Source organism: Magnetospirillum sp. SS-4, assembly GCF_902729425.1.
Lineage (GTDB): Bacteria > Pseudomonadota > Alphaproteobacteria > Rhodospirillales > Magnetospirillaceae > Phaeospirillum.
Genome location: NZ_CACVCH010000055.1, coordinates 47,425 through 71,287, shown reverse-complemented (window position 1 = coordinate 71,287; position 23,863 = coordinate 47,425). Strand labels below are relative to the sequence as shown.

19 protein-coding genes are annotated in these 23,863 nt (G+C 67.5%); 12 read left to right on the top strand and 7 right to left on the bottom strand.

What is annotated here, in order from left to right:
* Nucleotides 1-260: 260 nt before the first annotated feature.
* Both MTBSS4_RS09900 and MTBSS4_RS09895 read left to right on the top strand, forming a co-directional pair.
* Complete coding sequence (locus MTBSS4_RS09900) at nucleotides 261-2,834, top strand: EAL domain-containing protein (protein ID WP_254432470.1); 2,574 nt, start codon at nucleotides 261-263, stop codon at nucleotides 2,832-2,834.
* 14 nt (nucleotides 2,835-2,848) lie between these two features.
* Nucleotides 2,849-4,297, top strand: a complete 1,449-nt coding sequence (locus tag MTBSS4_RS09895) for a transposase (RefSeq protein ID WP_173983239.1) — start codon at nucleotides 2,849-2,851, stop codon at nucleotides 4,295-4,297.
* A gap of 28 nt (nucleotides 4,298-4,325) precedes the next feature.
* On the opposite strand, the gene htpG is transcribed toward MTBSS4_RS09895, so the two are convergent.
* Nucleotides 4,326-6,197: a molecular chaperone HtpG gene (gene htpG, locus MTBSS4_RS09890; RefSeq protein WP_173983238.1), complete on the bottom strand. Its 1,872-nt coding sequence runs from the start codon at nucleotides 6,195-6,197 to the stop codon at nucleotides 4,326-4,328.
* A gap of 243 nt (nucleotides 6,198-6,440) precedes the next feature.
* Between htpG and MTBSS4_RS09885 the strand changes: the two genes are divergently transcribed.
* Entirely contained in the window at nucleotides 6,441-6,803 is a 363-nt protein-coding gene (locus tag MTBSS4_RS09885) for an HPF/RaiA family ribosome-associated protein (RefSeq protein ID WP_173983237.1), read from the top strand.
* A gap of 147 nt (nucleotides 6,804-6,950) precedes the next feature.
* Nucleotides 6,951-7,808: a LysR family transcriptional regulator gene (locus MTBSS4_RS09880; protein ID WP_173983236.1), complete on the top strand. Its 858-nt coding sequence runs from the start codon at nucleotides 6,951-6,953 to the stop codon at nucleotides 7,806-7,808.
* 85 nt (nucleotides 7,809-7,893) lie between these two features.
* Here the strand turns inward: MTBSS4_RS09880 and MTBSS4_RS09875 are convergent, their stop codons facing one another.
* The 3 genes from MTBSS4_RS09875 to MTBSS4_RS09865 form a co-directional block, all read right to left on the bottom strand.
* On the bottom strand, nucleotides 7,894-8,832 hold the full coding sequence (locus tag MTBSS4_RS09875; protein WP_173983235.1) for an electron transfer flavoprotein subunit alpha/FixB family protein: 939 nt from the start codon (nucleotides 8,830-8,832) through the stop codon (nucleotides 7,894-7,896).
* A gap of 43 nt (nucleotides 8,833-8,875) precedes the next feature.
* Nucleotides 8,876-9,625, bottom strand: a complete 750-nt coding sequence (locus MTBSS4_RS09870; protein ID WP_173983234.1) for an electron transfer flavoprotein subunit beta/FixA family protein — start codon at nucleotides 9,623-9,625, stop codon at nucleotides 8,876-8,878.
* A gap of 64 nt (nucleotides 9,626-9,689) precedes the next feature.
* On the bottom strand, nucleotides 9,690-10,868 hold the full coding sequence (locus tag MTBSS4_RS09865; RefSeq protein ID WP_173983233.1) for an acyl-CoA dehydrogenase: 1,179 nt from the start codon (nucleotides 10,866-10,868) through the stop codon (nucleotides 9,690-9,692).
* 243 nt (nucleotides 10,869-11,111) lie between these two features.
* Between MTBSS4_RS09865 and MTBSS4_RS09860 the strand changes: the two genes are divergently transcribed.
* Nucleotides 11,112-14,072 (top strand): Tar ligand binding domain-containing protein, encoded by a 2,961-nt coding sequence (locus tag MTBSS4_RS09860; protein ID WP_173983232.1) that lies wholly within the window; start codon nucleotides 11,112-11,114, stop codon nucleotides 14,070-14,072.
* A gap of 4 nt (nucleotides 14,073-14,076) precedes the next feature.
* Here MTBSS4_RS09860 and hrpB read toward each other — a convergent pair whose 3' ends face one another.
* The gene (gene hrpB / locus MTBSS4_RS09855) at nucleotides 14,077-16,587 is read right to left on the bottom strand and encodes an ATP-dependent helicase HrpB (RefSeq protein WP_173983231.1); all 2,511 of its coding nucleotides are present in this window, start codon (nucleotides 16,585-16,587) and stop codon (nucleotides 14,077-14,079) included.
* Nucleotides 16,588-16,708: 121 nt separating this feature from the next.
* Between hrpB and MTBSS4_RS09850 the strand changes: the two genes are divergently transcribed.
* Nucleotides 16,709-17,065 carry a cytochrome c family protein gene (locus tag MTBSS4_RS09850; RefSeq protein ID WP_173983230.1) on the top strand — a complete coding sequence of 119 codons (357 nt, stop codon included), beginning with the start codon at nucleotides 16,709-16,711 and terminating at the stop codon, nucleotides 17,063-17,065.
* A gap of 62 nt (nucleotides 17,066-17,127) precedes the next feature.
* Here MTBSS4_RS09850 and MTBSS4_RS09845 read toward each other — a convergent pair whose 3' ends face one another.
* Nucleotides 17,128-17,760, bottom strand: a complete 633-nt coding sequence (locus MTBSS4_RS09845) for a hypothetical protein (RefSeq protein WP_173983229.1) — start codon at nucleotides 17,758-17,760, stop codon at nucleotides 17,128-17,130.
* A 2-nt stretch (nucleotides 17,761-17,762) separates the two neighbouring features.
* The gene (locus MTBSS4_RS09840) at nucleotides 17,763-18,728 is read right to left on the bottom strand and encodes a TAXI family TRAP transporter solute-binding subunit (protein WP_254432469.1); all 966 of its coding nucleotides are present in this window, start codon (nucleotides 18,726-18,728) and stop codon (nucleotides 17,763-17,765) included.
* Between the two features lie 214 nt (nucleotides 18,729-18,942).
* On the opposite strand from MTBSS4_RS09840, the gene MTBSS4_RS09835 reads away from it, so the two are divergent.
* The 6 genes from MTBSS4_RS09835 (at nucleotide 18,943) to MTBSS4_RS09810 (ending at nucleotide 23,787) form a co-directional block, all read left to right on the top strand.
* Nucleotides 18,943-19,569 (top strand): CHAP domain-containing protein, encoded by a 627-nt coding sequence (locus tag MTBSS4_RS09835; protein WP_254432473.1) that lies wholly within the window; start codon nucleotides 18,943-18,945, stop codon nucleotides 19,567-19,569.
* Nucleotides 19,570-19,635: 66 nt separating this feature from the next.
* Nucleotides 19,636-20,628: an RluA family pseudouridine synthase gene (locus MTBSS4_RS09830; protein ID WP_173983227.1), complete on the top strand. Its 993-nt coding sequence runs from the start codon at nucleotides 19,636-19,638 to the stop codon at nucleotides 20,626-20,628.
* Between the two features lie 64 nt (nucleotides 20,629-20,692).
* A complete protein-coding gene (locus tag MTBSS4_RS09825) occupies nucleotides 20,693-21,118 on the top strand; it encodes a winged helix-turn-helix domain-containing protein (protein WP_173983226.1) in 426 nt (141 codons plus the stop codon).
* A 109-nt stretch (nucleotides 21,119-21,227) separates the two neighbouring features.
* Nucleotides 21,228-22,028: a molybdate ABC transporter substrate-binding protein gene (gene modA / locus MTBSS4_RS09820; protein ID WP_173983225.1), complete on the top strand. Its 801-nt coding sequence runs from the start codon at nucleotides 21,228-21,230 to the stop codon at nucleotides 22,026-22,028.
* Between the two features lie 3 nt (nucleotides 22,029-22,031).
* On the top strand, nucleotides 22,032-22,697 hold the full coding sequence (gene modB, locus MTBSS4_RS09815; RefSeq protein ID WP_173983224.1) for a molybdate ABC transporter permease subunit: 666 nt from the start codon (nucleotides 22,032-22,034) through the stop codon (nucleotides 22,695-22,697).
* Nucleotides 22,678-23,787, top strand: coding sequence for an ABC transporter ATP-binding protein (locus tag MTBSS4_RS09810; RefSeq protein ID WP_217425529.1), 1,110 nt, complete (start codon nucleotides 22,678-22,680; stop codon nucleotides 23,785-23,787). Before modB ends, MTBSS4_RS09810 begins: the two co-directional genes overlap by 20 nt.
* Nucleotides 23,788-23,863: the final 76 nt, after the last annotated feature.

Genomic DNA, 23,863 nt, shown 5'->3' with positions numbered 1-23,863 from the left:
TGTCCGCCCCCCCACCATGATCATCATCGGCAAGGTGGTGGCCCTGGGGCGCGATTTCACCCTGCCGATGCCGGACGAGGCCGAGGCCATCCAGGGGCACTGACCCCTCCGTCCGGCCCGCCCCTTTCCCCGTCCGCCCCGGACTCGGGGAATGACAAGCATCAAGGAAAATCGGTGACGGCGGTTGCGCCGGCCGGAAAGTTACGCAAAACTGATAAAGGATGCAGTCCAGGGCTCCGGCTCCGTGGAGAGGGACCGTCGTGCGGCAGGCAGGAATCGAGGCAGCTATCAAGGTGGATCGTCCAGTGCCCCCAGATCAGTCCATCGACCGCATCGTTCAAAAGACGCTGCTGAGTTGCCCGCCCGGGACCTCCATTCTCGAAGCCGCCCGCCGCATGACCGAGGAACGGTGCAGCTCGATCGTGGTGGTGAGCGACGGCAAGCCGGTGGGCATCTGGACCGAGCATGACGCCCTGGCGGTCGACCCCGCCGATCCGGAGGCGCTGAACCAGCCCATCGCCTCGGTGATGAGCGCCCCCATCAAGACCATTCGCGCCGGCACCAGCCTGGGCGACGCCGGCATGCGCTTCAAGCTGGAGGGCGTACGCCACTTCGTGGTGATCGACGAGGCCGGCGAGGCCTCCGGCATCATCAGCCAGAGCGACGTCATCCTGCGTCACGGAGTCGAGCATTTCCTGGTGCTCCGCAACGTCCGCTCGGCCATCAACCGCCCCATGGTCACCGTCCATTGTGGAGCCAGCCTGAAGGAGGGCATGGACCGCCTGCATGCCGCCCGCGCCGACGCCGCGGTGGTGCTGGGCGATCCCACGGGGCCGGGCATCATCACCGAACGCGACATCGTCCGCCTGATCGCCGGCGGCGGCGGCATCCCGGCCAATGTCGGCGCCGCCGCCAGCCGGCCGTTGATCAGCGTCCGCGCCGACGACAGCCTGCTGGCGACGCGCAACCTGCTGGAGGAGCGGGGAATCCGCCATGTCGCGGTGACCGGCGACGATGGCGAACTGGTGGCGCTGCTGTCCTTTTCCGACATCCTGGCGACCTTGCAGTACGAATATGTCCACCGCCTGGACGAGGCGTTGCGCGAACGCGACGAGGCGCTGATCCGTTCGCGCAAGGATCTCAGCCTGGCGCGCAAGGTGATCGAGGCGTCGCTGGACGGCATCATGATCGTCGACGCCGACAACCGGGTCGAGTTCGTCAATCCCGCCTTCACCCACATGACCGGCTACGAGCAGGAAGAGATCATCGGCCAGAACCCCCGAATTCTCAATTCCGGTCGCCACGACGAGGCGTTCTACAAACACATGTACGAGACCCTGGCCCGCCAGGACTACTGGCAGGGCGAGATATGGAACCGCCGCAAGAACGGCGAAATCTTCCCGGAATGGCTGACCATCAACGTCATCCGCGACGAGGATGGCGACGTCTCGCAATACGCCGCCATCTTCAGCGACATCACCGAGCGCAAGAAGACCGAGGAGCGCATCAAGAATCTGGCTTATTTCGATGTGCTGACCGGCCTGCCCAACCGGCGGCTGCTGACCGACCGGCTTCAGGTGGCCATCGCCAGCGCCCACCGTCACGGGCAACAGCTGGCGATCATGTTCCTCGACCTCGACCTGTTCAAGCGCATCAACGATTCCCTGGGCCACGGCGTCGGCGACCAGGTGCTGATCGAGACCGCCGCCCGCATCAGCCACTGCATCCGCGAGGGCGACACGGTGGCGCGGCTGGGCGGCGACGAGTTCACCATCCTGCTGCCCGAGATCGAGCATCTGGAGGATGCCGCCAAGCTGGCCGAGCGGCTGATCACCCAGGTCAAGCAACCGTTCATGATCGACGATCACGAACTTTACGTCACCACCTCGATCGGCATCGCCGTCTATCCCGACGATGGCGATTCGGTGGAAACGCTGATCAAGAACGCCGACACCGCCATGTATCGGGCCAAGGACCTGGGCCGCAACAGCTTCCAGCTCTATACCCCGGCCATGAACGCGCGTTCGTTCGAGCGCCTCGCCATGGAAGCCAGCCTGCGCCACGCGGTGTCGCGAAACGAATTCCGCCTGGCCTACCAGGTCAAGGTCGACATGGAAACCGGGCGCATGTCGGGGGTCGAGGCGCTGGTGCGCTGGCATCATCCGGACCTGGGGCTGGTATCGCCGGCCGATTTCATTCCGTTGGCCGAGGACATGGGGGTGATCTCCGACATCGGCGAGTGGGTGCTGCGCGAGGCCTGCCGCCAGTGCAAGCACTGGCACGACCTGGGCCTGCCACCGGTACGGATCGCCGTCAACGTCTCGGCGCTGCAATTTCGCGAGACCAAGGTGCCCGAGGTGGTGGCCCGCGCCCTCAGGGATACCGGCCTGTCGCCGCAATTCCTCGAACTGGAGCTGACCGAGACCGTGCTGATGCAGCGGGTCGACGAGGTGGTCGAGGTGCTGAAGGACCTGCGGGCCATGGGCATCCGCATTTCCATCGACGATTTCGGCACCGGCTATTCCAGTCTCAGTTACCTGAAGCGCATGCCCATCGACGCGCTGAAGGTGGATCGCTCCTTCGTCAACGACATCTTCGACGAGGACGACAAGGTGACCGAGGATGGGGCCGAAATCGTCTCGACCATCATCAACCTCGCCCACAATCTCAGGCTGAAGGCCATCGCCGAGGGTGTCGAGACCGCGTCCCAGGCCGCCTTCCTGCGGTCGAAGGGGTGCGACGAGGTCCAGGGCTTCCTGATCAGCCGGCCGGTATCGGGCGAGGACCTCATCAGCCTGTTCGACCGCAGCCTGTTGCCCGAGGGACGGGGATAGGCATAGGCTTGGACATGGCCTCGGACCAGGACGACGACGACAGCGGCAACGGATTGTCCACTCCGGCCTCGGCCTGGACCACGCTGATCGACGCCCCCGCCGCGACCGAGCCGGTTCCGCGGCCGATGGAATCCCTGCGCTCGCGGCTGGCCCGCTGGCGCGGCGCCCTGGGCGGGGCCGCCCGTCTGTTCCGTCCGGCCGAAGCGCAATCCCCGCCCCTTCCGTCGGCTCCCGAGGCGGCGGCGATGCCGCCGGAAGCCGAGACCGCCCCCATGGACCCGGCACGGGTGCTGTCGGACATCCGGGCGGCGCTTCGCCGCCTGCCCCCCAAGGGAAACAGCGACCTGCCGCCCAATCCGGCATCGCTCCACCGCCTGCTGTCCGACCGGCTACCGCCGACGGATTTCGAGGCCATCGACCTGCTGCACGACTGTTTTCCGCGTGGAACCCGCAATTCCACCAGCCGTGCCCTGCTGGCGGTGGCACGCAACCTGACACGGACCTTCGGGCATTCCGGCCGCCTGCCCATTGCCGGCGGCAAGGCCTGGACCATGCTGGATTCCGACGTGTTCTCCGATGAACTGGCCGACGAACTGACCCGCATCGGCGACTTCATCTTGCACTGGCAAGCCACCGAGAAGACGTTCCTGATCCTGGAATTCGCCGAGATCGAGCTGATCGAATATCTGTTTGAATCCCTCGATCCCGGCCGTCATGCCACCCTATTGACCAGGGTGATGGAGTTCAAGGTGCTGTCTTCGCGCCGCGCCGGCCTGCTGCGCCGCGTTCCCGCCCGAGTCCGACGGCGGGTCGAGGCGGGGCACGGCGCGGTTTCCCCGCCGCTGCGCCGCTATGTGGACGACACCTTGGCCATGCTGGATCAACTGGCGGGACCGGGAAGCTTCGCCGCCGTGGCCAACGCCGCCCTGACCGCCCATGCCGAGGTCGAACGCATTGCCGCGCAGATGACCGCCGCCCTGCCGCCGCCGTCACCACCGCCGGAGCCGCCGCCCTTGCATCCGTTGATGCGCGGACTGGCCGCCCCTCCCCCGGCTCCGGCCCCGGCTAGCGCCGCCCCCCCCGAACCGCCAACGGAACCGACGCCGGCACGACCGACACGGCGGCGGTTCACCAAGGCGCAGAAGACCGAGGCGGTGCTGCGGGTCCTACAGGGAGAGCCGTCCGAGGCCGTGGCCGCATCGCTGGGCATCGCGGCGAAGCAGCTTGACGACTGGCGGAACGCCTTCCTGGACGCCGGCAATGCCGGCCTGACCGGGCAGGCGGCGCCGCCCCCTCCCCAGCCGCCGTCCGAGCCGTCCATGGACGATCTGAAGTCGCGGCTGCATGCGCTGATCGAAACGGTCGAGCATCTAAGCAGCCAGATCGCCCAGATTCCGGACTCTCCGCCCGAGCCGCCGCCGACGGAACGCAAGCGCGGCAGGGCGCGGGAGAAGGGCCGTTGACCCACCCCCCTCCCGCGCCGGCGGGACTTCAGGCGCCCAACCCCTTTTCCATGACCAGGGCCATGCGTCGGGCGAAGGCGACCGGATCGGCCGGCGGCTCACCCTCGACGATGCGGGCCTGATCGAGCAGCAGGGCGGCCATGTCCTCCACCAGGGCGTTGGTGCCGCTTTCCTTGACACGGGCGGCGAGGCCCTTGATCAGACCGTGGCGGGGATTGACCTCCAGGATGCGGGGACGCTCGCCGGGGGCCTGACCGTGGGCACGCAGCAGCTTTTCCAGGTGCATGCTCATGTCGCCCGATTCGGCCACCAGGCAGACGGCGGATTCGGTCAGGCGTTCAGAGGCGCGCACATCCTTGACCTTGTCGCCCAGCGCCAGTTTCAGGGCGGCGATCAGGGTGGCCATCTCGTCGGCGGGGGCTTCGTCGGCCTTCTTGTCGTCGGCGCCCTCGGCGGCCTTGACCTTGGCGAGATCGGCGCCGGCCGAGGTCACCGGCCGCAATTCCCTGTCCTGATAGCGCGGCACCGCCGAGACCCAGAACTCGTCGATGGGATCGGTCAGCAGCAGGACCTCGACGCCCTTGGCGACAAAACCCTCCAGTTGCGGACTTTTCTTCAACTGGTCGAGATTGTCGCCGGTGATGGTGTAGATGGCCTCCTGGCCCTCCTTCATCCGGCCGACATACTCGGCGAGCGTGGTCCAGCCGTCGCCATGGGTGGAACGGAAGCGGCACAGCTCCAGGATCTCGTCCTTGCGTTCGAAATCCTCGTAGATGCCCTCCTTGAGCACGGCGCCGAAGGTCTCCCAGAAGGCGGCGTAATTGCCCTCGGCATCCTCGGACTTCTTCTTCAGCTCGCCCAGCACGCGCTTGACCAGGCCGGTCCTGATCTTGGCCAGCACCGGATTGTGCTGGAGCATCTCGCGGCTGACGTTGAGCGGCAGGTCCTGGCTGTCGACCACGCCGCGCACGAAGCGCAGATAGGGCGGCAGCAATTCCTCGCAATCATCGGTGATGAAGACGCGCCGGACATAGAGCTTCACATGCTGCTTGCGGTCGGGATGAAAGATGTCCATGGGCTTGGAGCCGGGGACGAACAGCAGGCCGGTATACTCGATGGCGCCCTCGGCCTTGTAGTGCAGGGTCGCCCAGGGCTCGTCGAAGGCATGGGCGACGTGGTGGTAGAATTCCTTGTACTGCTCGGGGGTGATTTCCGACTTGGAGCGGGTCCACAGCGCGCTGGCCGAGTTGATGGTCTCCTCGTCCTTGTCGGGCTCCTTCAGGCTCACCGGGATGGCGATGTGGTCGGAATAGCGCTTGACGATGGATTTCAGGCGGAAGGCCTCGGTGAACTCGGTCTCGCCGTCCCGGAGCTTCAAGGTGATAGTAGCGCCGCGCGTCGCCTCGGGCGCCTCGGAGACGGTGAACTCGCCCTTGCCGTCCGAGGTCCAGCGCCAGCCCTTGGCCTCGCCGGCCTTGCGGGTCACCACCGTGACCTCGCCCGCCACCATGAAGGCGGAGTAGAAGCCGACGCCGAACTGGCCGATCAGGCTGACGTCCTTCTTGGAATCCCCGGTCAGGCGCGACAGGAACTCGGCGGTCCCCGACTTGGCGATGGTGCCCAGATTGGCGATCAGCTCGTCATGGTTCATGCCAAGGCCGTTGTCGGCGATGGTCAGCGTGCCGGCGGCCGCATCGGGGATCAGGCGGATGCGGAAATCCGGATCGCCACCCAGCAGGTCGGGCTCGGTGATGGCGGCATAGCGCAGCCGGTCGCAGGAATCGGAGGCGTTGGAGATCAACTCGCGCAGAAATATCTCCTTGTTGGAGTAGAGCGAGTGAACGACGATGTCGAGCAGCTTGCCGACTTCCGCCTGGAATTGACGTTTCTCTTCGGCCATGGACGGACAATCTCCCACAAAAGGTATGTGCTTTGGCGCGCTCTGATATGAGGCGTGCTGGGGAAGGTTGCAAGTGCGGCGATTCTCCGGGACAATGATCTTTCACTCCGGGCGTTGCCATGGCGCCCGCGAATGGGTATGAATGGCGCCCCGGATTTCCCTCCGGCCAATGGCGGCCGGTACAAAGAACCGAGTCGCTTGACGCCCCCAAGGGGCAAAGCGACCGTTATGATGGAGACGTAGATGCAGATTCCCCTCCAGATCACCTTTCACGGCATCGATCATTCCGATGCCGTCGAAACCCGCATCCGCGAAAAGGTGGCCAAGCTGGAGCAACTCTTCGACCGGATCACCAGCTGCCGCGTTGTGATCGAGTCGCACCACCGCAATACGTCCAACCTGCACCACAAGGGCGAGCCCTTCCACATCCGCCTGGACATCACCGTTCCCGGTTCCGAGCTGGTGGTGAAGCGCGACCCCAAGGACAGCCACGTCAACGAGGATATCTACGTGGCGCTCCGCGAGACCTTCGCCAGCATGGAACGCCAGTTGAAGGAATACGTCGAGCGCATGCGCGGCGACGTCAAGGCCCGCGCCCGCGCCTGACTCCTTGGTCGCATGGGTGGGAACCCCACCCATGCATCAATATTATTGAACTGATCCCCTGCGCACGGTTGATGTCCGCGTGTGGTTGCGTTACAACGCAACCTTCATATTGCGGCGCGGCATAAAGCCGCGCCAGACGGACACGCCATGAACATCGATCTCGCCAGAACCTTCCTAGAAATTGTCGATACCGGCAATTTCAACAAGGCCGCCGAGCGGCTTTCCGTCACCCAGTCCACCGTCAGCATGCGCATAAAGGCGCTAGAGGACGAGCTTGGCCGGCCGCTGTTCGTGCGCTCCAAGTCGGGAACCCAGTTGACCGCCGCCGGCATGCAATTCCGCCGCTACGCCACCACCATGGTCCGGGTCTGGCAGCAGGCCCGCCAGGAACTGGCGCTGCCGCCGGGCTTTCGCACCGTCCTCAACATCGGCGGCCAGTTCTCGCTATGGGACCGCCTGCTGGTCCAGTGGATTCCCTGGATGCGCACCGCCATGCCCGACGTGGCCCTGAAGGCCGAGGTCGGGCAGTCGGACGGGCTGATGCGGCAACTGGTCGAAGGATTGCTGGACGTGGGCGTGATGTACTCGCCCATCGGCCGCCCCGGCCTTCATATCGAGAAGCTGCTGGAGGAACGCCTGGTCATGGTCTCCACCCGCCGGCGTTCGGTGTCGGACTGGGACGACGATTACGTCCTGGTGGATTGGGGGCCGGAATTCCGCACCTCGCACAGCCAGGCGTTTTCCGACCTGAAGACCCCAGCGGTGTCGGTGGGACTGGGGGCGCTGGGGCTGCAACACATCCTGGCCTATGGCGGCACCGGCTATTTCCCCATGCGGACGGTGCGCGGCTATCTGACGGCGGGACGGCTGTCCCCGGTGACGGGAGCGCCGGAATTCCGCCGGCCGGCCTATCTGGTTCACGCCGAGGACGAAACCCGCGAGGAATGGTTCGCCACCGCCCTGGACGGCCTGCGCTACGTCGCCTCGCTGGAAAGCGAGGAATAGGGCGGCGCGGCCCCTGTATCGATGATCCACCATAAAAAACGGGGGTGGACGCGGTTGCCCGCGCCACCCCCGTCAGGTTGCGACCTCAGGGAGACTGAAGGGCCGCGGTAAACTCAGGGATCACCTTGAACAGATCGGCGACGAGTCCGTAATCGGCCACCTGGAAGATGGGGGCCTCCTCGTCCTTGTTGATGGCGACGATGACCTTGGAATCCTTCATGCCGGCGAGATGCTGGATGGCGCCCGAGATGCCGACGGCGATGTAGAGGTCGGGGGCGACGATCTTGCCGGTCTGGCCGACCTGGAAGTCGTTGGGCACGAAGCCGGCGTCGACGGCGGCGCGCGAGGCGCCGACGGCGGCGCCCAGCTTGTCGGCGACCGCGTCCAGCAGGTGGAAGTTGTCGCCCGACTGCATGCCGCGCCCGCCCGAGACGATGACGCGGGCGCTGGTCAGTTCGGGACGCTCGGACTTGGACAATTGCTGGCCGACGAAGGCGGACAGGCCGGCATCATTGCCGACGGCGATAGCCTCGACGGCGGCGGCACCGCCGGTGGCGCCCGCGGCCTCGAAGCCGGTGGCGCGCACCGTGATCACCTTGACCGCGTCCTTGCTCTGCACGGTGGCGAGCGCGTTGCCGGCATAGATCGGCCGCACGAAGGTGTCGGCCGCGACCACGGCGGTGATCTCGGAAATCTGCGCCACGTCCAGCAGGGCGGCGATTCGCGGCGCCACGTTCTTGCCGGTGGTGGTGGCGGGCGCCAAGATGTGGGAATAGCCCGTGGCGAGGCCGACGATCAGGTCGGCCAGCGGCTCGGCCAGATGGTGGGCGTAGAGGGCGGCGTCGGCCACCAGCACCTTGGCGACGCCACTGATTCCGGCGCAAGCCTCGACCACAGCGCCGACGCCGGAACCGGCCACCAGCACATGGACGTCGCCGCCAATCTTTTGAGCGGCGGCGACGGTGTTGAGCGTGGCGGCCTTGAGCGCGCCGCCCTCGTGTTCTGCCAGAACCAGAATGGTCATGGTTCGGATGTCCTTCTCGGTTTCGATTCGGGCCGACTGACCCTTAAATCACCTTGGCTTCGTTCCGCAGCTTGTCCACCAGGGTGGCCACGTCGGGCACCTTGATGCCGGCCTTGCGCCTGGGCGGTTCCTCCACCTTCAGCGTCACCAGCCGGGCCGACACGTCGATTCCCAGATCGGCGGGCGAAAGCGTGTCGATCGGCTTCTTCTTGGCCTTCATGATGTTGGGCAGGCTGGCATAGCGCGGCTCGTTCAGGCGCAAATCGGTGGTCACCACCGCCGGCAGCTTCAGGCTTACCGTCTCCAGGCCGCCATCGACCTCGCGGGTCACCGTCGCCGCGTCGGCGCCGATCTCGACCTTGGAGGCGAACGTGCCCTGCGGCCGGCCCAGCAGCGCCGCCAGCATCTGGCCGGTCTGGTTGGAATCGTCGTCGATCGCCTGCTTGCCCAGGATGATCAGGCCGGGGGCTTCCCTCTCCACCAGCGCCTTCAGCAGCTTGGCCACCGCCAGCGGCTGCACCTCGTCGTCGGATTGCACCAGGATGCCGCGGTCGGCCCCCATGGCCAGCGCGGTGCGCAAGGTCTCCGATGCCGCCGCCGGACCAACCGACACCACCACGATCTCGGCGGCCTTGCCCGCTTCCTTCAGCCGCACCGCCTCTTCCACCGCGATCTCGTCGAACGGGTTCATGCTGAACTTCACGTTCTGCGTCTCGACGCCGGAATTGTCGGCCTTGACCCGGATCTTGACGTTGTAGTCAATCACCCGCTTGACCGCGACCAGGATTTTCATGGCCGGTTTCTCCCTGATATGGGGCGCGCCACTCCGGTGACGCGCCCTTGTCCCTTGATATCCCTTACGAGAAGGCCTGGATGCCGGTCATGGCCCGGCCCAGGATCAGCGCATGGACGTCGTGAGCGCCTTCGTAGGTGTTCACCGTCTCGAGGTTGACCATGTGGCGGATGACATGGAATTCCTCGGAGATGCCGTTGCCGCCGTGCATGTCGCGAGCCATGCGGGCGATGTCCAGCGCCTTGCCGCAATTGTTGCGCTTGATCAGCGACACGGCTTCCGGCGCCCAGGTGCCGTCGTCCATCATCCGGCCGACCCGGACGCAGGCCTGAAGGCCGAGGGTGATCTCGGTCATCATGTTGGCCAGCTTCAGCTGCGGGATCTGGTTGGCGGCCAGCGGACGGCCGAACTGCTTGCGGTCCAGCATGTACTGGCGCGACGCATGCCAGCAGAACTCGGCGGCGCCGATCACGCCCCAGGCGATGCCGTAGCGGGCCTTGTTCAGGCAGCCGAACGGGCCGCCCAGACCGGTGGCGTTGGGCATCAGGGCATCGTCGGGGACGAAGGCCTCGTCCAGCACGATCTCGCCGGTGATGGAGGCGCGCAAGGAGAGCTTGCCCTCGATCTTGGGGGTGCTGAAACCCTTGGTGCCGCGCTCGACGATGAAGCCCTTGATCTTGCCGTCATGGGCGTCGGACTTGGCCCACACGATGGCGATGTCGGCGATGGGGCTGTTGGTGATCCACATCTTGGTGCCGGTCAGCACATAGCCGCCGTCGACCTTCTTGGCGCGGGTGCGCATGCCGCCCGGATCGGAACCGGCGTCGGGCTCGGTCAGGCCGAAGCAGCCGACGATCTCGCCGGTGGCGAGGCGGGGCAGATACTTCTTCTTCTGCTCCTCGGTGCCGTAGCTGAAAATGGGATGCATGACCAGCGAGGACTGCACGCTCATGGCCGAACGATAGCCGGAATCAACCCGCTCGACCTCGCGCGAGATCAGGCCGTAGGCGACATGGTTGACGCCGGGACCGCCGTATTCCTCGGGGATGGTCGGGCCGAGCAGGCCCATCTCGCCCATCTCGGTCATGATGTCGCGATCGAAGGTCTCGTCGCGGAACGCCTTCATGACGCGGGGCTGAAGCTTCTCCTGACAATAGGCGTGAGCCGCGTCGCGGACCATCTTCTCGTCTTCGGAGAGCTGGTTTTCGAGGAGGAAGGGGTCGTCCCACTTGATCTGCTGCACGATGGCGGCTCCTGGCTGGATTGCTGGCTTGCCTCACCATGCCCCATTCCAGCCATCATTGGAAAAATATAATTACTATATCGATCATAACGTTCCGATATGTCTTGGTTTTCCCCCGGCTTCATTAACCATATGTTTCAGCAATACGCTAACTTCGTTTACAACCTTCGTATATGTGATTACGGCTTTTTCGGCGTGTCCGCCGGGGCGGACGGGGCCATCCATCAAGGCAGCAGCGAATCCATGCGCGTCAACGAACCGATCACCAACCGGGAAATCGAGCTTCCGGAGGGAACTATCCTGGTCTCCAAGACCGATCTGGCCGGCCGGATCACTTTCGTCAACCAGGCCTTCGTCGAGATCAGCGGCTATTCCGAGACCGAACTGATGGGGGCCCCGCACAATCTGGTCCGTCATCCGGACATGCCGCCGGCGGCCTTCGCCGATTTGTGGGCCACCATCAAGGCTGGCAAGCCATGGGAAGGCATCGTCAAGAACCGGGCCAAAAGCGGCGACCATTACTGGGTCCGCGCCAACGCCACCCCGGAACTGGTGGACGGCCGGATCACCGGCTACATCTCGATCCGCTCGGCCCCCACCAGGGCGCAGGTCGACGCCGCCGAGAACCTGTACCGCCGCCTCCGCGACGGCAGCCTCAGGAACGTCAGGATCGAGGAAGGCCAGGTCATCCGCACCACCCCGGCGGCGCGGCTGGAACGCGCCTTCGGCAGCATCAGCGGCCGGCTGGCCGCCATCGTCGCCGTCCTGGTGGTCATGACCGCCATGGGATTCTGGACGGTCCTGGACGGAATGGGCGATTCCAACGAGGCGTTGCGCGATGTCTACGAACGCCGCACCGTCCCCGCCGGCCAGATGGCCGACATCGTCGACCGCATGCGGGAAAACCTGCTGCACGCCCAGATGCTTCAGGTCGACCTCGCCGCCGGCGACCAGGCCTCGCTCGCCAGACGGGTCGGGCGCATCCACATGAACCGCGATCATATCTCGGCGGTGTGGCAAAGCTATCGCGGAGCCCCCTTGAGCGGCGACGAGAAGGACATGGCCGAGGATTTCGAGGCCCGCCGGGGGGATTTCGTGACCCAGGGGCTGGAGGCCGCGATCGCCCTGGCCGAAGCCGGCGACCAGGAGGGATTGCGCCGCCATTCCGCCACCACGCTGGTGGCGCTGTTCGACCAGGCCCACGAGGTCGAGAAGGATCTGCTGGTGCTGCAATTGCGGCTGGCCAGCGAGGCCTTCGCCGAGGCCCGGCAGGACTTCGCCGACCACATGCGGCTCGGTCTCGGCATCCTTGGCCTTGCCGTCCTCGTCTCCATCGTGCTGGCCGTCCTGCTGGTCCGCTATCTGCGCCGGCCGCTGGAGCGCCAGGAACAGCATTTCAGCGCCATTGCCGGCGGCGACTTCGCCTACGAGATACCCGGCGAGAGTGTCGAGGAGTTCAAGCGCTCCAACGGCCAGTTGCGCGCCATGAAGGCCAAGCTGGCCTATGCCGACGTGGAGCGCGAGGAAAACCGCCGCAAGGCCGAGGCCCACCTCAAGCACGAGATGCTCAACCTCACCGTCTTGCTGGAAGGCGAGGTCGACACCACCGTCGCCGAAATCTCCACCCAGGGCGAACGCCTGAAGGAAGGCGCCCAGCGGCTGCTGGAAACCGCCGAGGAGCAGCGGGCCATGGCCGCCTCCATGACCCAGGCCATCGAGACCACCAGCGGCAATGTCCAGACCGTCGCCGGCGCCACCGAGGAACTGGAGGCGTCGTCGCGGGAAATCTCGGCCCGCATCCAGCGCAGTTCGGAACACAGTGAAGCGGCGCGGCGCAAGGTCGACGCCGCCAGCGCCAGCGTCGGCAGCCTGACCGAGGCCACCGCCCGCATCGCCGACGTCGTCTCGCTGATCCAGGCCATCGCCGGCCAGACCCGCATGCTGGCGCTGAACGCCACCATCGAGGCCGCACGCGCCGGCGAGACCGGCAAGGGCTTCGCCGTGGTGGCCGGCGAGGTCAAGGGGCTGGCCAGCCAGACCGAGGACGCCATCGGCCGGGTCAACGCCCAGGCACTGGAAATCGGCCGCACCACCCGCGAAGCGGTCGCCACCGTCGAGGCGGTGGCCGAAACCATCCGCGACATCGACGCCATCGCCTCGCAGGTGGCCGCCGCCACCGACGAACAGCGCGCCGCCACCGCCGAAATCATGGAAAGCGCGGTCCAGGCCGCCGACCACACCCGCAGCGTCGCCGACACCGCCGCCGCCGTGCTGCGCGGCGCCGACCTCACCGGCGCCACCGCCCGCAAGGTCAGCGAGCTGTCCTTCCTGGTCAGCCACGACATCGGTTCGCTGCAACGCCGGCTCAACGTCATCTTGCGCACGTCCTACAGCGGCAACCGGCGGGCGGTGGAACGCATTCCGGTCGCCATCGGGTTCTCCGCCTCGTTCGAGGGGCAGACCTTCACCGGCCAGACCGGCGACATCTCGACCATGGGCGCCCTGCTGGTGGTGGGCAACGCCCCCAAGCTGGAAGGCGCCGTCGGCACCATCACCTTCCCCGGCATCGGCACTATCGAGACCAAGGCCGTCCTGGGAAGCGCGCTGGGCATCCAGTGCCAGTTCCTCAAGGTGGACAAGGAGCAGAAACAGGCCCTGCTGGCCGCCATAGAACAGGCCAAGGCCCGCGACCTGCCGCATATCGAGACCGCCCGACGCGTCGCCGCCAGGGTGGCCGAGGCCTTCGAGGCCGCCATCCGCGACAACCGCATCACCGCGGCCGAGCTGTTCGACACCGACTACACCCCCATCCCCGACACCGATCCGTTGCAGGTCCTGGCCAAGCACGCCCGCCTGACCGACCAGTTGCTGCCGTCCATCATCGATCCGGAACTGGCCGCCGACCCGAGCGTGGTGCTGTGCTGCGCCACCGACCGCAACGGCTACATCGCCACCCACAACAAGGCCTATTCCGAACCGCAACGCCCGGGTGATCCGGTCTGGAACGCCGCCCACTGCCGCAACCGGCGCATCTTTGACGACCGCACCGGCATCCTGGCGGCCCGCAATACCCAGCCATATCTGGCGCAGACCTATGCCCGCGACATGGGCGGCGGCACCTTCGTCCTGCTGAAGGAAATCGATTCGCCGGTAACGGTGGCGGGACGTCACTGGGGGGCGGTCCGCCTGGCGGTCAGGCTGTAGGCCGTCACTTCCTTGGCTTGGCTCGGGCGGTCGGCTCGGCCTGCATGGGATCGTCGGGCCACCAGTGCTTGGGGTACTGCCCCTTGAGGTCGGCCTTGACCTGCCGGTAGGCGCTTGCCCAGAAGCTGGCGAGATCGCGGGTGACCTGCACCGGCCGGCGCGCCGGCGACAGCAGGTGCAGCAGCAGCGCCACCCGCCCCTGGCCGACGCGAGGCGTGTCGGCGCAGCCGAACATCTCCTGCAACCGCACCGCCAGCACCGGACTGTCGCCGGAATAGTCGACGGGAACGCGCGATCCCGACGGCACCTCGACATGGGTCGGCGCCATCTCGTCCAGCCGGCGGCGCTGGTCCCAGCCCAGCAATCCCTGCACGGCCGACGCCAGATCCAGCCGGACCAGATGGGGCCGCCGGGTGATTCCCGCCAGATGGGGCGTCAGCCACTCCTCCAGCGTTTCGCCCAACGCGGCATCCGACATGTCGGGCCAGCCGCCCTCGGGATCGAGACCACGGACGAAGTCCACCCGCCGCCGCAGCCTCTCCAGGTCGGGCGTCCACGGCAGGCAGGCCAGCCCCATGGCGCGAATTCCGGCCGTCATGGCGGCGGCCAGCACGTCCGGATCGGGCCGCGTCAGCGGCCGGTCCTCCAGCGTCAGCTCCCCCAGCCGCCGTTGCCGGCGGGCCGCCACCGCCTCGTCGCGGGGGTCCCACTCGCAGATTTCCACCGTTTCGATCCGGTCCGCGAAATGGGTCTCGATATCGGCCAGGGTCAGCGGCGCCGCCATGAAGACGCGGGCCTCGCGGCGGTCGCCGTCCAGTTCCGCCAACGCCAGCCAGTCTTCCGCCGCCAGGGGTTCGTGATGGGCGAAGACCGCGCCCCGGCCGCCGGTCGTGGCGTAACGCGGCTCGCCTCCCGGCCGGCGGCGGGCGATGCGGTCGGGATAGGCGAAGGCCAGCAGCGGCCCGGCCTCGGTCGCGCTCCCCTGCTGCTCGCCGGATTTCAGGCCCAGACGGCGGCGCCAGTCCCTGGCCGATTGGCGGGCCCGCGCCAGGGCGGCGCGGTCAAGCGCCAGACCGTGGCGGGGGTCGAAGCCCTCGCCGGTTCGCAATGCCTGCAACCGCAGCCGGATGTCGGCATCGCGGCTGCCGCGGCCGGCCCGCAGGATGTCGCGCTCCTCCAGCAGGGCGGCCAGATCGCAGGCGAGGCCGCCCAGGCCGATGGCCTTGGCCGCAAGGATCATGTGGGCCAGCCGGGGATGCATGGGCAGCCGCGCCATGGCGTGGCCATGGGGGGTGATGCGGTTTTCGCCGTCCAGCGCGCCCAGCCTGGACAGCAATTGGCGAGCCTGTGCCAGATGGGCGGCGGGCGGCGGGTCCAGCCAGGCCAGGGCGGCGGCATCGGCGACGCCCCATTGGGCGAGATCGAGGGCCAGCGGCGCCAGATCGGCCTCGGCGATCTCGGGAGGCGTCCACGGCGCCAGGGCGCGGTCCTCGGCCTCGGACCACAGCCGGTAGCATGTTCCCGGCCCCAGACGGCCGGCGCGGCCGCGCCGCTGATCGGCGGCGGCCCGTGACGCCGGCAGGGTGACCAGCCGGGTCATGCCCGAGCCGGGATCGAAGCGGGCCACCCGCATCTGGCCGCCATCCACCACCACCCTGACGCCCTCGATGGTCAGCGAGGTCTCGGCGATGGCGGTGGCCAGCACCACCTTGCGGCCGCCATCGGGCGAGGGGCGGATGGCCCGGTCCTGGGCCTCCTGCGACAGATCGCCGTAAAGCGGCGCCAGCACCACGCCGGCGGTGGCGGGATGATCGGCCAGCAGGGATTCCACCCGCCTGATCTCACCGGCGCCGGGCAGGAAGACCAGCACGTCGCCGGCATGGTCGCCGAGGGCGCGGATCACCGCCGCCGCCACATCGTCGGTGAAGCGCCGGGGTTCGGGCCGGGCCAGGAAGCGGGTGTCCACCGGAAAGGCGCGCCCCAGGCTGGTCACCACCGGCGCGCCGCCCAGCAGCCGCGCCACCGGCTCGCCGTCCAGGGTGGCCGACATGACCATCAGCCTGAGATCGCCGCGCAGTCCCTGCTGCGCCTCCAGCGCCAGGGCGAGGCCGAGATCGGCATGCAGCGAGCGTTCGTGGAATTCGTCGAAGATCACCAGCCCGATGCCGGGCAACGAGGGATCGTCCTGAAGCATCCGGGTCAGGATACCCTCGGTCACCACCTCGATCCGGGTATCGGGGCCGACGCGGGAATCGAGGCGGATGCGCCATCCCACCGTGCCCCCCGGCGCTTCGCCCAGGGTGGCGGCCATGCGCGACGCGGCGGCGCGCGCCGCGATGCGGCGGGGTTCCAGCATCAGGATTCGCCCGCCCGCCAGCCAGCCGGCATCCAGCAGGGCCAGCGGCACCCGCGTGGTCTTTCCGGCCCCGGGCGGCGCCTGGAGAACCAGGGAGGACGAGGCCGCCAGGGCGGCCCGTATCTCGGGCAGGACGGAATCGATGGGAAGAGACGGCATGGCGCCTTCCTTATACCCTTCCACCCCGATCATGCCACACCCCCTTGAAATCGACACAATCCTGAGTGATAAGAGACCCATCGCGCCAACTTTCCATCCCCCGCGCAACTGGAGATTCCTGATGCTCAACACCCTGAAGCTGGGTCTGGTCCTCGGAGCCGCCCTCATCGCCGTTCCGTTCACCGCTTCCGCCCAGCAGGCCCCGGCCGCCTACAATCAGTGCAAGGCCTGTCACGTCGTCGGCAAGAACGGCGTCGGCCCCAATCTGGCCGGTGTGGTCGGCCGCAAGGCCGGCACCGTCGAGGGCTTCAAGTACTCCGACGCCATGAAGGCCGCCCCGGCCTGGGACGAGGCCCAGCTGGCCAAGTACCTGGCCGACCCCAAGGGCACCATTCCCGGCAACAAGATGGTCTTCGCCGGCCTGAAGAAGCCCGACGATGTCGCCGCCGTGATCGCCTACCTGAAGACCCTGAAGTAGGTCTGTTCCGGTTGACCGGTCGATGCGCCGCCCCCTCGGCCGAGGAGGGCGGCGTTGTCGTTTCAGGCCCCGGCTTCCAGGGCCGCCAGATCGGCGGCCGGATCGACGGCGCGGCGGGAGGTGATCTCCAGGGCGGCGTCGCTCAGGGGATCGGTCCGGGGATGGCGGCGGCTCCACTCGGCGATTGCGGCGTCGCGCTCGTCCACCAGCGTCTCGATCACCGGGAGGTAGAAGGCCACCGCCGCCTCCAGCCACGCCGCCACCGGCGCCAGACCATCCTTGGCCGCGATGCGGAACCGGCGCAGCATCGCCTTGACCGCCGCGGCGTCGTACCAGGCCTCGCCAGTCACCCAGCGATTGGTGGTGAACAGCTCGACCAGATCGCCGCCGGAACCGAATCCGACCGCCACCAGATGACAGGGCGCGTTGGCCTCGTCGGACAGCACCAGCGGCGTCAGGCCCGCCGGCATGCCCCTGGGCCGCTGGAACAGGTGGATATGGCCGAATTCGCCGTGGCGGTGGATATGGCAGTAGAACTGCGCATGGCTGGTGAAATCATAGACGTCGCCATCGGGATAATGGCGGTGGGGCACCGCCGCCCCCCGCCCCAGCAGCAGCGACGCGGGGCTTTCGCCGGCCCCGGCCATGGCAAGACGCAGGTCGCGCATCCGCCGTCCGGCGGCCAGCCGGTCCATGGCTACTTGCCTCCGCCTTCGCCGTGGACGCGGGCGGCCCCCTCGTTCATGGGGATCGGGATGCCGTCGCGGGTGGCCTCGCCCTTGGACAGCCCCCGCAGCACCGGATGCAGGCGGGTGAAGGCCGTGAAGTTTCCCCATACCGCCCGGATCACTCCGGCCACGTCGTCGGAGGCGAGGCGGTCGCTGACCAGCAGGGTCTTGAAGCCGATGGCGGCGATATCCTCCTTCTGGCCGTCATAGGTGCCGCCCTTGACGACGAAGCGCGACACCGACGGCACCTTCCTCAGGAACGCATCCATGGACTTGCTGCGGATGGACACCAAGGTGGCCCCGCATTCGTCGATGGCGGCCTGGACCTCGTCCATGGGATGGATGCCGGTGAATACCGCCGCATCGATGTTGCCCCGGCACAGTTCCACCACCTGCTCGTCGAGATCCAGTTCCACCAGCACGGACAAGTCGCCCTGGGACAGGCCCGAGGCATCGATCACCGTTTCGGCCATGGCGCGCTGGAACGAGCCGGGAGAGCCCAGATTGACCCGCTTGCCCTTGATGTCGCCCAGGTGCTCGATCCCCGATCCCGGACGGGTCACCACCACCGCGACCTCGCCGTGAAGCGCCATGGCGGCGCGCAGGCCGGTCATGGGGCCTGCCTCGCGGAAGCCCTCCTCGCCCGCCGCCGCCTGCTGGGCGGCCTTGGACTGGACCAGGGCCAGATCGACCTCGCCGGCGCGCAGCATGGCCAGATTGGCGGCGGAACCCGACGACGGCACCACGGCGCAGGTCATTCCCCTGGGGCGTTCCTTGTTGATGACCCGGCACAGCGCCCCGGCCACCGGCAGGTAATAGCCGGTGACCTCGCCGCCGGCGATCAGCACCGTGTTCCTCTCGGCCGCCCGGACCGGAACAACCGACGTCAGGACGAAACACCAGGCCGCCACGACAAAAACCAGTTCTTTTCTCAAAGCATCGTTCTCCGGCTGCACCGGCCGATCATAGCCAACCGCCGGGCCGTCCGAAAGACCCGCCGGCGCCGGCGCCGCATCCTGGATGGCAGGATCCGACAGGAAATGCATGGAAAATGATGAAAATTGTTGCCATCACCTTTTCGGATGGACAATATCAAGATAACCAATAACCGGAGGGGAGAGACCGGTGCGGATTGCGTACTTGTTGCTCGTGGCGGCCGCCGCCCTGATCTTGCCGTTCGATGCGAAAGCCGCCATGCAGTGCGTGGCCTACGCCCGCGAAGTTACCGGCCTCGACCTTAGGGGCGATGCCTGGAAGTGGTGGGAAGCCGCCCACGGGGTTTACGACCGCGGCCGCGCCCCCAGGGATGGGGCGGTGCTGGTGTTCAACCGCCAGGGACGCATGGTCTACGGCCATGTCGCCGTGGTGCGCAAGCTGATCAACAGCCGCAAGGTCCTGATCGACCACGCCAATTGGGCGCCGCTGCGCACGTCCGGCCGGGGCAAAATCGTCGAGGCGGTGCCGATGATCGACGTCTCTCCCAAGAACGACTGGAGCCAGGTGCGCGTTTGGTACCCCCCCGCCGCCTCGTTCGGCGACCGCGTCTACAAGACCCAGGGCTTCATCTACAATCCCAATGAATACCGGCCCAAGCCGGTTCCCGCCGCCCTGAGCGGCGAGGCCGCCGCGACGGCGGCCGCCCCCGAGACTCCCGCCGCCGCCCTGGTCGAGCCTGTCGCCGAAAAGCCGGCGGCGCCCGCCATGGCCGCGCCCGCCCCCGCCAGGACGGCGGAGCCCAAGCGTTTCGACGCCGGCTCGTGGGCGGAGCAGGCATAGGACGCCTGGAGCGGCCGGCGAAGATTATGGTTTGCACCGGGCCGCCGGGTCTGTAGCTTCGCCTGCATGAGCGAAATCCAGATTCTCACCGTCACCGACGACGAAGCCGATATCCGCCTGGACCGTTGGTTCAGGCGGCACTTTCCTGCCATCGCCCATGGATTGCTGGAAAAGTGGCTGCGCGCCGGCAATGTCCGCGTCGACGGCAAGCGGGCCAAGTCCAATCAGCGGCTGGAACCGGGGCAGTCGGTCCGGGTGCCGCCGCCGCCCAGGGACCCGCCGCCGCCGGTCCAGCCCAAGCCGATGGCCGTGGACGACAAGACCGCCCGCATGCTGACCGATGCGGTGCTCTACATGGACGACGACGTCATCGTGCTGAACAAGCCCGCCGGTCTGGCGGTGCAGGGCGGCACCGGCATGGCCGACAATCACCTGGACGCCATGCTGGACGTGCTGCGTTTCGGAGGCGAGCGGCCGCGGCTGGTGCACCGGCTGGACAAGGACACCTCCGGAGTGCTGCTGCTGGGACGCACGGCCGCGGCCACCGCCAAGCTGGCCGCCAGCTTCAAGAGCCGGTCCGCCCGCAAATGCTATTGGGCGCTGGTGGCGGGACTGCCGCAGCACCGCCAGGGCCGCATCGATGCGCCGCTGTCCAAGCTGGGCGGCAAGGGCAACGAAAAGGTCGCGGTGGACAAGGACGACGGCAAGCATGCCGTCACCTATTACCGGGTGGTGGACAACGCCCTGAAGCGCGCCGCCTGGCTGGAGATGGAACCGCGCACCGGCCGCACTCACCAGCTTCGCGCCCATTGCGTCCTGCTGGGCACCCCCATCCTGGGCGACGGCAAGTATGGCGGCAAGGACGCCCTGATCGAGGGCACCGGCGTATCGCGCAAGCTGCACCTGCACGCCCGCGCCCTGCGCCTGCCCCATCCCCGCCGCCGCGAGATGCTGGAGGTGACGGCGCCGCTGCCGCCCCACATCAAGGCCAGCTTCGCCTTTTTCGGATTCTCCGAATCCGAGGCCGGTCCGCCGTTCGAGGCGTTCGAGGAGGAATGACGCCGACCGGAGACCGGAATCCGGCCTCCACGATGGTTGCACACCAAAGCCACATGGAAACGCCATGGACTCGCCCAGCAGCTCCAGCCGTCACCTTAAACTTCGGGTCAAGCTCTGCTCGTTCGCCGCGCTTGGCCCGGGCAAGGCCAGCCTGCTTGAAGCGGTTGAGCGCTGCGGTTCCATTACCGCCGCCGCCAAGGACCAGGGCATGTCGTATCGCCGCGCCTGGATGCTGATCGACGAGATGAACCGCGCCTTCCGCCTGCCGGTGGTCGGAACCGTGTCGGGAGGCGCCGCCGGCGGCGGAACCCGCCTGACCGATCTGGGACGGGAGGTGGTGAGCCTCTACCGCGAGGTCCAGAACCTGGCCGAGACGGCGGTGGCCGAACCGTTGCGACGGCTGGAGGCGCTGGTCGCCGACAACCCGGAACCGCCGGTGACAACGACAACCTGCACCGGGAAACCACGATCTTCCCGCGGCGACGACTGACCGCCACCGTCATGCATGACCATGAATAACGCCCGTTGTAATCCTCCATGCATGACGCTATAAGCATAAGGGTTATGCCTGAACGACTATGACGGTCAGGAGGATGGACATGGGTTTTTCGCGATTGATCAGAAGAGTGCGCGGCGCCTTGGCAACGCTGCCGCTCCTTGGCCTTTGCATCGCCGCGCCGGCGGCGGCGCGGGACATTCCCGCCGTTGCCGCCGCCTCGGACCTGCAATTCGCCCTGACCGAGGTGGCCGGCCAGTTCACCAGGGACACCGGCAAGGCGGTGAAGCTGTCCTTCGGCTCGTCAGGCAACTTCCATCGCCAGATCAAGGAAGGCGGTCCGTTCGAGATGTATCTGTCGGCGGACGAGGGCTATGTCCTCGACCTCGCCCGGGGCGGCCTGACCGTGGACGAGGGCGCGCTGTACGCGGTGGGCCGCATCGTCATCATCGTGCCCCCGAATTCGCCGCTGAAGGCGGACGGCTCGCTCAAGGATCTGGCCGCCGCCCTGGATGCGGGCACGGTCAGGAAGTTCGCCATCGCCAATCCGGAACACGCCCCCTACGGCCGCGCCGCCCGCGACGCGATGAAAACTGCCGGATTGTGGGACAGGATCGCGGACAAGCTGGTGCTGGGCGAGAACGTTTCCCAAGCCGCCCAGTTCGCCACCACCGGCTCGACGGCGGGCGGCATCATCGCCTATTCCCTGGCCCTGTCGCCCAAGGTGTCGGCGTTGGGGCAATACGCCCTGATCCCCGCCGAATGGCACGATCCGCTGCGCCAGCGCATGGTGTTGACCAGGAAGGCGGGCGACACCGCCCGGGCGTTCTACGCCTATGTGAACAGCGCCGCCGCCCGCGCCGTGTTCAGGAAATACGGCTTCGTCCTGCCGGGGGAGATGTAGGCCATGGACTGGACGGCGCTGTGGCTGTCGCTGTCGCTCGGCGCCTGGACCATCGCCATCCTGCTGCCGGTTGGGATCGTGGTCGGGCGCTGGCTGGCGTGGCGCTCGTTCCGGGGCAAGGGACTGGTGGAATCGCTGCTGGCCCTGCCGCTGGTGCTGCCGCCGACCGTGCTGGGCTATTACCTGCTGGTGTCCATGGGCGGGCGCTCGCCCATCGGCCAATGGTTCGAGTCGGTCGCCGGCCACGGGCTGGTCTTCACCTTCACCGGCCTGGTGGTGGCGTCGGTGCTGGTCAACCTGCCCTTCGCCATCCAGCCCATGCAGCGCGCCTTCGAGGCCATCCCGCGCGAGGTGCGGGAAGCCGCCGCCTGCTGCGGCATGTCGCCGTGGCGGACCTTGCTGCGGGTAGAGCTTCCCCTGGCGTGGCCGGGCATCCTGACCGCCATGGTCCTCAGCTTCGCCCATACCCTGGGCGAATTCGGGGTGGTGCTGATGGTGGGCGGCAGCATCCCCGGCGAAACCAAGACCATCGCCATCGCCATCTACGACCGCGTGCAGGCGTTCGACGACGAGGCCGCCGGAGCCATGTCCGCCTTCCTGCTGCTGTTCTCCCTCCTGACCATCGGCCTCAGCTATGCCCTGTCCAACCGTGCCCGCGCCATCCGCTGATCCCGGCCTGACGGTGCGGCTGCGCCAGACCGCGCCGATTCCGCTGGACGTGGCCTTGTCCTGCCGCCCCGGAGAGGTGCTGGCCCTGGTCGGTCCCTCGGGCAGCGGCAAATCCACCGTGCTGCGTTCGGTGGCGGGACTGTACCGGCCCGGGGACGGGCTGGTGGTCTGCGACGGGGCCGTCTGGCTGGATACCGGGAACGGCGTCCGGCTGTCGCCGCAACAGCGTTCCGTCGGTCTGGTGTTCCAGAGCTACGCCCTGTTTCCGCACATGACGGCCCTGGACAACGTCATGGCCGCCATGGGCCATGTGGCGCGGGCCGACCGGCGGGCCAGGGCCATGGATCTGCTGGCCAGGCTTCACCTCGACGGGCTGGAATCCCGCTCGCCCGCCGCCCTGTCGGGCGGGCAGCAGCAGCGCGTGGCCGTCGCCCGCGCCCTGGCCCGCGACCCCAAGGTCCTGCTGCTGGACGAACCGTTCTCGGCGGTGGACCGCGTCACCCGCCAGAAGCTCTATGTCGAACTGGCCGAACTGCGCCGCGATCTCAGCATCCCGACCCTGCTGGTCACCCACGACCTGGAGGAAGCCTCGACCCTGGCCGACACGCTGAGCATCCTGCGCCACGGACGGACCCTCCAGACCGGAACCCCGACGGCGGTCAAGGCCCGTCCGGACAGCGTCGGCGTCGCCCGGCTGGTGGACGTGCGCAACATCTTCGACGGCGTCGTGCTGGGACATGATCAGACCAAGACCTATCTCGGCTGGCAGGGGCGGACCTTCACCACCCGGCTGCGGCCGGATTTCGAACCCCTGGCCAAGGTGGCGTGGTGCATTCCCGCCTCCCACGTCCTGCTGCACCGCCGCGACCGCCCCACCCGGGGCGATGCCGAAAACCCGGTCCAGGGGGTTGTGACCGACCTGCTGCCGCTGGGCGAGACCGTCCGCATGACCGTCGCCATCGGCCCGTCCGGAGCGTGCATCACCGTGCCGGTGCTGGTCCATGTGGCGCAGCGCAACCATCTGGAACCCGGGACCGAGGTCACCTTGACCCTGCGGGCCGAGGGCATCCACCTCATGCCGTCCGAGTGACGCGCGCCGGGAAATGGAGCCATGGCGCTCCGGGGGCGGAATATGCTAAGGCAGGTCGGGATATAATGGAGTGTCC